General features: G+C 66.8%; 11 protein-coding genes. 6 read left to right on the top strand and 5 right to left on the bottom strand.

What is annotated here, in order from left to right; genetic code table 11:
• Positions 1–2: 2 nt before the first annotated feature.
• Together rraA and aceA are read left to right on the top strand one after the other, a co-directional pair.
• Positions 3–482 (top strand): ribonuclease E activity regulator RraA, encoded by a 480-nt coding sequence (rraA, locus tag ROZ37_RS21405; RefSeq protein ID WP_312662718.1) that lies wholly within the window; start codon positions 3–5, stop codon positions 480–482.
• Between the two features lie 355 nt (positions 483–837).
• Positions 838–2,139 (top strand): isocitrate lyase, encoded by a 1,302-nt coding sequence (gene aceA / locus ROZ37_RS21410; protein ID WP_312662719.1) that lies wholly within the window; start codon positions 838–840, stop codon positions 2,137–2,139.
• A gap of 167 nt (positions 2,140–2,306) precedes the next feature.
• On the opposite strand, the gene ROZ37_RS21415 is transcribed toward aceA, so the two are convergent.
• A complete protein-coding gene (locus tag ROZ37_RS21415) occupies positions 2,307–2,873 on the bottom strand; it encodes a Spy/CpxP family protein refolding chaperone (RefSeq protein ID WP_312662720.1) in 567 nt (188 codons plus the stop codon).
• A gap of 222 nt (positions 2,874–3,095) precedes the next feature.
• On the opposite strand from ROZ37_RS21415, the gene ROZ37_RS21420 reads away from it, so the two are divergent.
• Positions 3,096–3,857, top strand: coding sequence for a response regulator (locus ROZ37_RS21420; RefSeq protein WP_312662721.1), 762 nt, complete (start codon positions 3,096–3,098; stop codon positions 3,855–3,857).
• Positions 3,854–5,212, top strand: coding sequence for a HAMP domain-containing sensor histidine kinase (locus ROZ37_RS21425; RefSeq protein WP_312662722.1), 1,359 nt, complete (start codon positions 3,854–3,856; stop codon positions 5,210–5,212). The genes ROZ37_RS21420 and ROZ37_RS21425 overlap by 4 nt, the downstream gene beginning before the upstream one ends.
• Positions 5,213–5,360: 148 nt before the next feature.
• Here ROZ37_RS21425 and ROZ37_RS21430 read toward each other — a convergent pair whose 3' ends face one another.
• Positions 5,361–6,929, bottom strand: a complete 1,569-nt coding sequence (locus tag ROZ37_RS21430) for a glycerol-3-phosphate dehydrogenase/oxidase (protein WP_312662724.1) — start codon at positions 6,927–6,929, stop codon at positions 5,361–5,363.
• Between the two features lie 60 nt (positions 6,930–6,989).
• Entirely contained in the window at positions 6,990–8,480 is a 1,491-nt protein-coding gene (gene glpK / locus ROZ37_RS21435; protein ID WP_312662730.1) for a glycerol kinase GlpK, read from the bottom strand.
• A 141-nt stretch (positions 8,481–8,621) separates the two neighbouring features.
• Between glpK and ROZ37_RS21440 the strand changes: the two genes are divergently transcribed.
• Positions 8,622–8,984, top strand: a complete 363-nt coding sequence (locus tag ROZ37_RS21440; RefSeq protein WP_312662725.1) for an STAS/SEC14 domain-containing protein — start codon at positions 8,622–8,624, stop codon at positions 8,982–8,984.
• Positions 8,981–9,838: a sulfurtransferase gene (locus tag ROZ37_RS21445; protein ID WP_312662727.1), complete on the top strand. Its 858-nt coding sequence runs from the start codon at positions 8,981–8,983 to the stop codon at positions 9,836–9,838. Before ROZ37_RS21440 ends, ROZ37_RS21445 begins: the two co-directional genes overlap by 4 nt.
• A 186-nt stretch (positions 9,839–10,024) precedes the next feature.
• Here the strand turns inward: ROZ37_RS21445 and ROZ37_RS21450 are convergent, their stop codons facing one another.
• Together ROZ37_RS21450 and murI are read right to left on the bottom strand one after the other, a co-directional pair.
• Positions 10,025–10,756, bottom strand: coding sequence for an SDR family NAD(P)-dependent oxidoreductase (locus ROZ37_RS21450; RefSeq protein ID WP_312662728.1), 732 nt, complete (start codon positions 10,754–10,756; stop codon positions 10,025–10,027).
• Between the two features lie 91 nt (positions 10,757–10,847).
• Positions 10,848–11,651 carry a glutamate racemase gene (gene murI / locus ROZ37_RS21455; protein WP_312662729.1) on the bottom strand — a complete coding sequence of 268 codons (804 nt, stop codon included), beginning with the start codon at positions 11,649–11,651 and terminating at the stop codon, positions 10,848–10,850.
• Positions 11,652–11,880 lie beyond the last annotated feature (229 nt).

The raw sequence follows: 11,880 nt of genomic DNA on the forward strand, positions 1-11,880 counted from the left end.
GCATGGAAATTCATACCGCCGACCTTTGCGACAGCCATGAAGAGCGCGTGCGTGTCGTCGAGCCGATGTTCGGCAGCTTCGGCGGCCGGCCGGCTTTCGGCGGGCCGATCGCGACGTTGAAGGTGTTCGAGGACAATTCGCTCGTCCGCGCCGAACTCGAAGGCCCCGGCGAAGGCCGAGTGCTCGTCGTCGACGGCGGAGGTTCGATGCGCTGTGCACTGGTCGGGGATCAACTGGCGCTGCTCGGGGTGAAGAACGGCTGGGCCGGCGTGATCGTGTACGGCTGCATCCGCGACGCCAAAGCTATCGGCGAAATGGATCTCGGCGTGTTCGCGCTCGGCACCCACCCGAAGAAGAGCATCAAGAAGGGCGCTGGGGACCGCGACATCGAGGTCAACTTCGGAGGCGTCGTCTTCGCACCCGGACAATACGTCTACGCCGACGAAGACGGCGTCATTGTTTCGGATTCGTCGCTACTCTGATCAACTCGCGGCCGGCCCCGCCCTCTACCCGAGGGCGCCCGGGCGGAGCGAAATCGCGGCATTCCGAGTGTGCGATGGCGCATTGCAGCACCGTTGCGTTTCACGACGCTGATCGGCGTCTTGCAATGTGAAACGTATTGCTCAAGCCGCTGAAGGCATTGGGAAAAATAATTTCTTATATCTTATATAAGACTTATTGCTGCAAAGCGAGAAGCTTCCTATACTTGTTTCCATTCGGCGACGGCCTGACGAGTCGCCGCAGCGAAACGGAGAGAACGCCGCCCGGCCAGCACTCAGGACCGGAGCAGAAGGAGGTCTTTCCCTATTTTGAACGTCAGCAAACAAGGAACCTGCCATGACTTTGACCCGCGAACAGCAAATTGCCGCCATCGAGAAAGACTGGGCCGAAAACCCGCGTTGGAAAGGCATCAAGCGCGGCTATAGCGCGGCCGACGTCGTTCGCCTGCGCGGCTCGATCCAGCCGGAAAGCACGCTGGCGCGCACTGGTGCGGAAAAGCTGTGGAACCTCGTCAACAACGAGCCGTACGTCAACTGCCTCGGCGCGCTGACCGGCGGCCAGGCAATGCAACAGGTGAAGGCCGGCATCAAGGCGATCTACCTGTCGGGCTGGCAAGTCGCTGCCGACAACAACTCGTATGCCGCGATGTACCCCGACCAGTCGCTGTACCCGGTCAATTCGGTGCCGACGGTTGTCGAGCGGATCAACAACGCGTTCCAGCGTGCGGACCAGATCCAGTGGTCGAAGAACATCAACGCGGGTGACAAGGGCTACGTCGATTACTTCGCGCCCATCGTCGCCGACGCCGAAGCCGGCTTCGGCGGCGTGCTGAACGCGTTCGAGCTGATGAAGTCCATGATCCGAGCGGGCGCCGCCGGCGTGCATTGGGAAGACCAGCTCGCGTCGGTGAAGAAGTGCGGCCACATGGGCGGCAAGGTGCTCGTGCCGACCGCCGAAGCCGTGCAGAAGCTGATCGCCGCGCGCCTCGCCGCCGACGTCATGGGCGTGCCGACCCTCGTGATCGCCCGCACCGACGCTGAAGCCGCGGACCTGCTGACCAGCGACTACGACGAGAACGACAAGCCCTTCCTCACCGGTGAGCGCACCGCGGAAGGCTTCTACAAGACCCGGAAGGGCCTCGAGCAGGCGATCTCCCGCGCAATCGCATACGCCGACTACGCCGACCTCGTGTGGTGCGAAACCGGCACGCCGGATCTCGAGTTCGCGCGCAAGTTCGCCGAAGCGGTGCATGCGAAGCACCCGGGCAAGATGCTCGCCTACAACTGCTCGCCGTCGTTCAACTGGAAGAAGAACCTCGACGACGCCACCATCGCGAAGTTCCAGCGCGAGCTCGGTGCGATGGGCTACAAGTACCAGTTCATCACTTTGGCCGGCATCCACTCGATGTGGTACAACATGTTCGATCTGGCGCAGGACTACGCGAAGCGCGGCATGTCGGCCTATGTCGAGAAGGTGCAGGAGCCGGAATTCGCGGCGCGCGATCGCGGCTACACTTTCGTGTCGCACCAGCAGGAAGTCGGCACGGGCTACTTCGACGACGTGACGACCGTGATCCAGGGCGGCGCGTCGAGCGTCACCGCGCTTACCGGTTCGACCGAAGAAGAGCAGTTCCACTGATCGCTGCAACAACAGGCGAACCGTTTTTGCGGTTCGCCTGCTCGCAAGAAGGCCGCGCCCTGCAAAGGCGCGGCCTTTTTTGTTCGCTTGCGGTCGAGGGCACAGGGGATAGCCCCTCGGCCCATGATGACCCTTCGGGCGCCGCCCGGCGACGGAAGCGCAAGTGCTTACGCGCCCGGCGAAGGCTCTAACCCGCGCTGCATCCCACCCGAACCGCGGCGCCCTTCGCCCGGCTGGCGCGGCCCGGCGAAGCGGAACTGCTCGTCGAACGTCTTCTTCTGGCTCTCATCGAGCTGCGCGTACAGGGCCGAAACCGCCTTGCGCATCTCCCGCATCGACTCCAGCCTTTCCTTGCTGAATTCCTCCATACGTTCCAGCCGCGCGACTGCGGTGGGCGCAGGCTCCCGCTTGCGCATCGCGTCGAGGCGCTCCGCACTCTGCGCTGCCGTGCCGCGCATCGTGCTGCTGAACTCGTCCCAGGCGGGCCGCTGCGTCGGAGAGAGCGCAAGCGCTCCCTCGAGTTTCGCGAGTCGCTGGTCCGCGCGCTGCGTCAACGCAGCCGGGTCGGCGCCGTGCTTCATCCCGTGCATCCGCTTCATGCCACCCTGCATTCCGTGGTCCGCGCGCATTTCGCCGCAGTCGCGGGTCGTAGTACCTGCACTTGCGGTCGAAGCGCCAAAGACCGTGGCCGCGACGAGTGCCATTGCAAGAGAAGTTCTGGTGCTGGTTTTCATGAGAGCTCTCCACGTTGATCCGGAACGCCCGTTCATTCGGGCGGCGAAAGCATTTCAACATCGCGATGTAAGCCCGATTTGTCGATTTCGCCCCGGTTTGAATGACCATGTCTCGATCGCCGCACGAGATACTCTGGGATACAAAACGCCTCGGATCGCCGCTTATGATTCGGGCAATCGCAATCACGCATGGTCCGGCCCGGCCCGGCGGGAGATCCTGACATGACTGTTTCCCACGACCACATCCTCATCGTCGACGACGACGCGGAGATCCGCAGCCTGCTCGCCGATTACCTCGAAAAGCAGGGGCTGCGGTGCACGACCGCGGCCGACGGGCGTGAAATGAAGGCAGCGCTCGAACGCCACCGGGTCGACCTGATCGTGCTCGACCTGATGCTGCCGGGCGAAGACGGCCTGACCTTGTGCCGCAACCTGCGCGCCGGAGGCCCGTTCATGAACACGCCGGTGCTGATGTTGACCGCACGCGGCGAGGACATGGATCGCATCGTCGGGCTCGAGATGGGCGCCGACGACTATCTCGCGAAGCCTTTCGTGCCGCGCGAACTGTACGCGCGGGTGCGCGCGATCCTGCGCCGGGCCCGTGCGCTGCCGCCGAACCTCGAAGGCTCTCCCGCCGAACGTGCGGCGGAACTGCGTTTCGCGGCCTGGCGGCTCGACATCGCCGGGCGGAATCTGATCGACACGGACGGAGTCGTCGTTCCGCTGTCGGGGGCCGAGTACCGCATGTTGATGGTATTTCTCACGCATCCGCAGCGCGTGCTCAGCCGCGACCAATTGATGGAGCTGACCCAGGGGCGCGAGGCCGACGTGTTCGATCGCTCGATCGATCTCCTCGTGAGCCGGCTCCGCCAGCGCCTGCGCGACAACGCACGCGAGCCGGGCATCCTCAAGACTGTCCGCAACGAGGGCTACGTGCTGGCGTGCACCGTGACCGCGGTCGACAGCCCGGCGGGCGAGCGGTGACAGTGCGCTGGCCGCGCACGCTCTTCGCCCGCCTGATGCTGATCTGGCTGGTCGGCATCGCGCTCGTGCTCGCGGTCAGCATCGCGCTGTTCATCAACGAACGCCACCGCTACGCCCGCGACGTGCTCGCCGAAGGCATCGCTCGCGAAGTCGTGTCAGCGGTCGACGTGCTCGACCGCTTATCGCCCGAACAGCGCATCGAATGGATGGAAACGCTCGGCCGGCGCCGCCTGCGTTTCCTGCCGGGAGGGCCACCGGCCGACGCACGCCCGCTCGCATCCGCTGCTGCGCTGACCGATGCATTGCGCCGCGCCTTGCCCGATCGCGCCGTCGCGGTCGTCGAGCTTCCGCCCCACGCCGGCCGGTTCTCGCCGCACCCGCGCGTGCTTGCCACCGTGACACTCGCCGACGGTCGCCCGATGACGGTGCGCCTGCCGGGGCCGCTGTTTGCGCCGCCTGCCCGCCCCCCTCCCGAAAGCTTGTTGGCATCGCTGCTGGCGCTGATCGTCGGCGTCTCGCTGTTGTCATGGCTCGCGGTGCGGATCGCGACGCGTCCGATTTCGCAGCTCGCCGCCGCCGCGGACGCGCTCGGCGCCGACCCCGAACGCACGCCGATCGATCTTCGCGGACCAGTTGAAGTCGCGCGTGCGGCCCAGGCGTTCAACCGGATGCAGCAGCGCATCCGGCAACACGTCGGCGAGCGCATGCGCATCCTCGCCGCGATCTCGCACGATCTTCAGACACCGATCACGCGGCTGCGCCTGCGCGCCGAACTCGTCGACGACGAAGGACTGCGCACCAAAATCCAGGCGGATCTCGACGCGATGCAGGCGCTCGTCAAGGAAGGCCTCGCCTACGCCCGCAGCCTCGACGCCACCGCGGTCGAGCAGGCGATCGATCTCGACGGGCTCATCGACGCGTTGCGCGAAGACGCGGTCGACATGGGCTGGGACGTGAAAGTATCCGGACAGATCGACGCTCCATGTCATGGACGCGTCGACGCGCTGCGCCGTGCGCTGTGGAACCTGATCGAGAACGGCGTCAAGTTCGGCGGCAAGGTAGAGATCACGCTGGCGCAAAGCGCATCGACCTTCGACATTCGCATTCGGGACCACGGTCCCGGCCTGCCCGACACCGAGCTCGAAAAAGTGTTCGAGCCGTTCTACCGCACCGAGGCGTCGCGCAACCGCGAAACCGGCGGCACCGGGCTGGGCCTCGCGATTGCGCGGAACCTGCTACGCGCGCAAGGCGGCGAAGTGCAGCTCGCGAACCATCCCGGGGGCGGCCTCGAGGCCCACGTGGCGCTGCCCCGGCACGCGGCTGCGCGGGACATGCGCCCTGCTCCCTCCGTCTGAACGCTTACCGTCCGTTGGACCTTTCGTCCCCTGCGAATCCACACCGACTTCGCCGTCAGCGAATTCATGCTGACCGGCTGGTCCGACGTCGGTCACCGCCCACTGGGACGCCTTCTCGATCACGGTCGATCGACGGCTGTGCTGGCCGTCAGGACTCGCCTCCGTTTTCCCGCACCATCGCGTACTGCATCGCGAGCGAGCGGAAACGCGCGACTTCGGCGCGCTGCCAGTCGTCGTTGCGCCCCAGTTCCTCGGCGAGAATCGCAGCGACCGCCGGTGCCGCGGCGCTCGCGAGCGTCGCGTCTAGGAACAGCATCCGATGACGGCGCGCGAGAACGTCCTCGACGCTTCGCGCGAGCTCATGTCGCGCCGCGTGTCGGACCTCCGCTTCGGTCAGACTCGAACCATCCAGAAGCGCCCAACGCGCGCCCGGCAATGCGTCGATCGCTTCGCGGTCGCAGCCGTACGGGTCGCGGGAAAAGCTCCGCGTCGCGCCGTGCAGCGGGAGCCGGGCGGTGGGGCACGCGCGCACCGGCAGTTGACCGACCGACTGAGCGACCTCGACCGCGTCCTCGGCCATCCGGCGGTAAGTCGTCCATTTCCCACCGGTGATCGTCACGAGCCCGGCCGGCGAAACTTCGATGAAATGCTCGCGCGACAGGCGCCGCGTCGCGGTGGCTCCGCGGCCGTGAATCAGCGGCCGCAACCCGACGAAAACGCTACGGATATCGGCTCGCGTCGGGGCGCGGGCCAGGTAACGCGCCGCGGTCGCGAGGATGAAATCGACTTCGCCCGCGAGCGGCTTCGGCTCCAGCGGCAAGTCCTGCCGCGCTAGGTCCGTCGTTCCGATCAGCACCTTTCCCTGCCACGGGATCACGAACAGCACGCGGCCGTCCGGCGTGCGCGGCACGAGCAGCGCGTCTTCACCGGACAGGAAGCGGCGATCGACCACCACGTGCGCCCCCTGGCTCGGCTGCAGCAGGGGCTCGGCTGCGGGTTGTTCGAATCGCCGCACGGTATCGGCCCAGACGCCGGTCGCGTTGATGACGACCCTGGCGTCGATCTGCAGCGCGTTTCCGCTTTCGGCGTCACGCGCGCGCACACCGACGATACGTCCGCCTGCCGTCACGAGACCTTCCACCGGCGCGTAATTCAGCGCCAGCCCGCCGAGATCGAACAGCGTCGCCATCAGTGCGATCGCGAGCCGCGCATCATCGAATTGCGCATCCCAGTAGGCGATGCCGCCCTTCAGCCCGTCGGCCTTGGCGTTCGGCACCGCAGCCAGCGTCTCGCGAGAGCCGAGTTGCCGACTGCGGTCGAGACCGTGCGAGCCGGCGAGCAGGTCGTACATCGCGAGGCCGGCGCCGAAAAACGGCCTTTCGTGCCAGCGATACGCGGGGACGACGAAACGCAATGGATGGACGAGGTGCGGCGCGTTCGCGAGCAGCAGGGAGCGCTCGGCAAGCGCCTCGCGCACGAGCGGGAAATTGCCTTGCGCGAGGTAGCGCACGCCGCCGTGGATCAGCTTCGTCGCGCGCGAGCTCGTTCCCTTCGCGAAGTCGTGTCCCTCGAGCAGCAGAGTCGAGTACCCGCGCGCGGCGGCATCCACCGCGCAGCCGAGGCCGGTCGCGCCGCCGCCGACGACGACGACGTCCCAGCGGCGCTGCTCGCGCGCGCGGGCGAGCAGCGCTTCACGCGCGAGCGGAGTGCGGATCATCCGATGGGCCGCAAGGGGCAGAACCGGAGGAAGATCGGGTCTTCCACGACACGTTCCCGATCATTCGTCCGCCCAGGCCTTGGCTCGCTCCACCGCGCGGTGCCACCGCGCGAGAGTCGCCTCCCGCAGTGCGGCCGACATCGCCGGCTCGAAGCGGCGCTCCTCCCGCCAGTGCGCGGCGATCTCGTCGAGGCCGGACCATAGGCCCACCGCGAGACCCGCGAGACAGGCGGCGCCGAACGCGGTCGTCTCGAGCATTTGTGGACGGACGACCGGCACGCCGAGCAGATCCGCTTGTATTTGCATCAACAGGTCGTTCGCCGCGGCGCCGCCATCGACGCGCAACTCGGTCAGCGGCGCGGCCCCGTCGCGGTTCATCGCGGCCACGAGATCCACGGTCTGCAACGCGATCGCTTCGAGCGCCGCACGTGCGATATGAGCTGCCCCGCTGCTGCGCGTCAGCCCCAACAGCGCGCCGCGCGCATAAGCATCCCAGTATGGCGCGCCGAGACCGGTGAAGGCCGGCACCAGGACGACGCCGGCGCTGTCCGGCACGCTCGCCGCAAGCACTTCGACCTCGGCCGCCGTCCGAATCAGCCCGAGGCCGTCCCGCAACCACTGCACGGTCGCGCCGCCCATGAAAATGCTGCCTTCGAGCGCATAACGGGTCCCCGCGGGAGTCCGCCACGCGACCGTGGTCAGCAGCCGGTTCTCGGACGGGACCGGCCGAATGCCGGTAGTCATCAGCAGGAAGCAGCCCGTGCCGTAGGTGTTCTTCGCCATTCCGGGTGCGAAGCAGGCCTGACCGAAGGTCGCCGCCTGCTGGTCCCCGGCGAGCCCCGCGATCGGCACGGCCGCGCCGAGGACATCGGCGCGCATCTCGCCGCAAATGCCACTGCTGTCGACGATTTCGGGCAGGAGCGCGCGGGGAATGTCGAGGAGCGCGAGCAGTTCGTCGTCCCAACCGCCGCGATGGATGTCGAACAGCATCGTCCGCGATGCGTTGCCGGGGTCGGTGACATGCGCGACGCCCCCGGTCAGATGCCACACCAGCCGGCTGTCCACGGTGCCGAACGCCAGTTCGCCGCGCTCGGCGCGCATCCTTGCGCCGGGCACGTTGCGCAGCAGCCACGCGAGCTTCGTCGCCGAGAAATAGGCGTCGAGTTCGAGGCCGGTGCGCGCGCGGATCAGGTCCGCATGTCCTTCATCGCGCAGCCGGTCGCAGTCCGCAGCAGTGCGCCGGTCCTGCCACACGATCGTCGGGGCGATTGTGCGCCCGGTGGCCCGATCCCACAGAATCGTCGTTTCGCGCTGATTCGCGATTCCGAGCGCCGCGAGTTGCGAAGCGTCGATTCGCGCGTCGCCGAGCGCCCCCCGCGCGCAATCGAGCTGGGTCGACAGGATCTCGTCCGGATCGTGCTCGACCCAACCTGCATGAGGATAACGCGCCGAAATCGCGCGCTGCGCCGTGCCGCGCACCCGCCCGTCGGCGTCGAACACGATTGCCCGCGAACTCGTCGTGCCCTGATCGAGCGCCAGCACGTAGCTCATCATGCGCCGCTCCGCAGTTGAACGAGGCTCAAGCCTACTCCGTTCGTCGCACCGGCGGGCATCCTCTGAGCATAGATTGAAGCCCCCCCCGAGCGGGGCTATAGTGGTGCGCATGACCCACTCGCCGTTGCGGAGAGCACGATGATCACCACTTACCACAGCCCGCATGTCGTCTCGGTCGCCGTGTTCGGCGAATTTACGCTCGCCGACTACAAGGAGTTCGAGGAGGTCGTGAACTACAAGGTGCAGTTCGAAGGCCCGCTCAACGTGCTCATCGACCTGCGCCAAATGATCGGCTTCACGGTCGATGTCGCCTGGGAAGAAATCAAGTTCTCGCGCCGCCATTCTCGCGACTTCAGTCGCATCGCAGTGCTGACCGAGAACCAGTGGGTGACCTGGAGCGCGTGGATAACGCAGTTCTTCGTCGATGCGGAAGTGCAGGTCTTCTTCGAGGAGGCCGACGCACGGGCGTGGGTCGAAGGCGCGGAGGAACCGACGCAGTGACGGCGTCCTACGGCACGCTGATCAGCCCTCGAGAGCTCGTGCAGCACCTGGGCGAAGCGGACTGGCGGATCTTCGACTGCCGGCACGATCTGACAAACCCGGGTTTCGGGCGGGCTGCCTACGCTCTAGCGCATTTACCCGGCGCACAATTTCTGCACATCGACGAAGATCTATCGGGTTCGACGAGCGGCACGAACGGACGTCACCCGCTGCCCGATCCGGACGAACTCGCCGCGCGGCTAGGCCGCCTGGGCGTCGCGAACGACATGCAGGTCGTCGCCTACGACGACGCAGGTGGCATGTTTGCGGCGCGGCTGTGGTGGTTGCTGCGCTGGCTCGGGCATCGCCGCGTCGCGGTACTCGACGGCGGTCTCGTCGGCTGGTGCGAAGCCGGGCAAGCGCTGACTTCGGCGGTTCCGGCCTTCCCGGCGACGACCTACGAGTTTTCGCTGAAGCCCGCGGCCGTCGACGCCGCGTTCGTTCAGGACCATCTCCGCGACAATCGTATGACGCTGGTCGACGCACGCAGCCCCGATCGCTTTCGCGGTGAAAACGAAACGCTCGACCCGGTCGGCGGCCACATCCCGGGGGCCCGCAACCGCTTCTTCCGCGACAACCTGACCGCCCGCGGCAACTTCAAACAGGCCTCGGTGCTGCGCGAAGAATTCGGCCACCTGCTCGAAGGGCAGGACCCACATCGCGTCGTCCACCAATGCGGTTCAGGTGTCACCGCCTGCCACAATCTTCTTGCGATGGAATCGGCCGGCCTGTCGGGCTCGCGACTCTATCCCGGCTCCTGGAGCGAATGGTGCGCCGACCCCGCGCGGTCGGTCGCCACCGGGCCCGAGGACTGAAGCCGGTCAAACAAGCCGAGCCCCGCTAACGCGGGGAGATGCAACCGCAATGGCCAGCGGGCTTCAGCTGAAGCCCCGCCTCGTCGATCCGGCGCGACTGACACCGAACCGGTCTCGCTCGACGCAAGACCACGCACGGCGGCGCAAACCGCCCGCTCGGACCTCACCCGTGAGGGTCGGGGCATTTCAGAAACGCTCGACCCATGGACGCAGGTCCATTTCCTGCGACCACGCACTGCGCGGCTGGCAGTAAAGCTGGAAATATGCTTCGGCGATCGCCGCCGGGTCGAGCGTCGCGTCACCCGCATCGTCGGCGCTGCGCTGCACGCTTCCCGAAGGACGGATATGGCCGTCGATGATGACGTGAGCGACGTGTATCCCTTTCGGCTGCAGTTCGCGCGCCATGCTCTGAGCGAGCGCGCGCAGTCCGAACTTGCCGACCGCGAGGTTGTGGAAACCGGCACTTCCCCGCAGGCTCGCGGTGGCTCCGGTGAAGAGGATGGTTCCGCCCCGCCCTCCATCCGCAACCCGCGCGAGCATCCCCCGCGCAGCGCATCGGCCGACGAGAAAGCCGCCCATACAGCCGACCCGCCAGCAGCGGTCGAACTCTTCCGCGGTCGTTTCGAGGATGCCGCGCGGAACGAAGGCGCCGGCGTTGTACACGACGACGTCCGGTTCGCCGAGTTCGGCGCGAACCTCACTGAAGAAGGTCTCGACGGACCGCTCGTCGGCTGCATCGCAGGCGAAAGCCCGCGCGCCATGACCGATCCCCGCCGACTCGGTCGCGAGCAACTCGAGCCGGGCCAAATCCCGCGCACCGAGCGCCACGTTCATCTCGGCCCTGCCGAAGCGCCGTGCCAACGCACATCCGAGCCCCGGCCCCGCTCCGACGATCACCGCAAGCTTCTTCTGCTCCATGCCGTCCTCCTTCGCCTCGCGGCTGCGCGCCGCGGCACTTGGCTGAAGCTTAGTTCACGCACCCACGCCGCGCAGCCCGGAGGTGCCCCGGCTACCAGTCCAGCTTTTCGACTGTGCCGAGCGAGCGGCCGAGGAAACGCTCGCCGATCGTCTGGAAGCGCAGCGGCACGTCCGTCACGACGAAACGGTACATCGACTCGCGGGGAAGGGAATTCGCGATGCCGAGTGTCTGCAGCTTCGCGGCGGCGAGTTCCGCCGTGGTCAGCGCGGAATCGACGAGCCGCACGCTGGGACCCGCCACGTCGCGCAGCAGCGGCTTCAGCAGTGGATAGTGCGTGCAGCCGAGAACCAGGCTCTCGACCTCCTCGGCCAGCACCGGTTTCAGATATTCCTGCGCGGTAAGACGTGTCACCGGGTGGTCGAGCCAGCCTTCCTCGACGAGCGGGACGAAAAGCGGACAGGCCTGCGAATAGACGCGCGCGCCCGAGTCGAGCGCGTGAATGCGGCGAGCGTAAGCGTTACTGTTGACCGTGGTCGGCGTTCCGATCACGCCGATGCCGCGCCCATGGGATTGCGCGACCGCCGCAAGGGCGCCGGCTTCGATGACATCGAGCACCGGAATGCCGCCGGCACGCTCGCGCACGATGGACGCCGCGACCGCCGCCATCGTATTGCAGGCGACGATCAGCATCTTGACGTCCTGTTGCAGCAGGAAGTCCGTGATCTGCGCCGTGAAATGCTCGATCGTCGCGACCGATTTCACACCGTATGGCACGCGGGCCGTGTCGCCGAAATAGACGATCCGTTCGAGCGGCAGCCGCTCCATCAGCGCGCGGACGACAGTCAGACCCCCAATGCCGGAGTCGAATACGCCTATCGGTCGGGAAACATCCACGGCGGAGCCTGAATCGGTTGGAAGCGCGCGATTCTAGCACCCGGGCCGCGAGCAGCGACCGCTGCCGGCGCTGTCGTCACGTCCCGGAGCTAGGAGTCTGCGCGGCAGAACTCCAGAGAGTGGGTTTTAGCAGAAGGATCGGCGAAGCGAGAGGTGCGGGAAGAGACTGCGGCCGTGGTTGAGTTGCTTTGCGACGGTGCTGCGCCCGTGCCGGACGGGAAGGGGGACA

This window comes from Aromatoleum sp. (assembly GCF_032027225.1).
Taxonomy (GTDB): Bacteria; Pseudomonadota; Gammaproteobacteria; order Burkholderiales; family Rhodocyclaceae; genus Aromatoleum.

Bases quoted from the DNA above. Each gene is read 5' to 3' on its own strand.
- ROZ37_RS21430 (WP_312662724.1), bottom strand. From the start codon at position 6,929: ATGATCCGCACTCCGCTCGCGCGTGAAGCGCTGCTCGCCCGCGCGCGC.
- ROZ37_RS21450 (WP_312662728.1), bottom strand. From the start codon at position 10,756: ATGGAGCAGAAGAAGCTTGCGGTGATCGTCGGAGCGGGGCCGGGGCTC.
- ROZ37_RS21415 (WP_312662720.1), bottom strand. From the start codon at position 2,873: ATGAAAACCAGCACCAGAACTTCTCTTGCAATGGCACTCGTCGCGGCC.
- aceA (WP_312662719.1), top strand. From the start codon at position 838: ATGACTTTGACCCGCGAACAGCAAATTGCCGCCATCGAGAAAGACTGG.
- rraA (WP_312662718.1), top strand. From the start codon at position 3: ATGGAAATTCATACCGCCGACCTTTGCGACAGCCATGAAGAGCGCGTG.
- glpK (WP_312662730.1), bottom strand. From the start codon at position 8,480: ATGAGCTACGTGCTGGCGCTCGATCAGGGCACGACGAGTTCGCGGGCA.
- ROZ37_RS21440 (WP_312662725.1), top strand. From the start codon at position 8,622: ATGATCACCACTTACCACAGCCCGCATGTCGTCTCGGTCGCCGTGTTC.
- ROZ37_RS21420 (WP_312662721.1), top strand. From the start codon at position 3,096: ATGACTGTTTCCCACGACCACATCCTCATCGTCGACGACGACGCGGAG.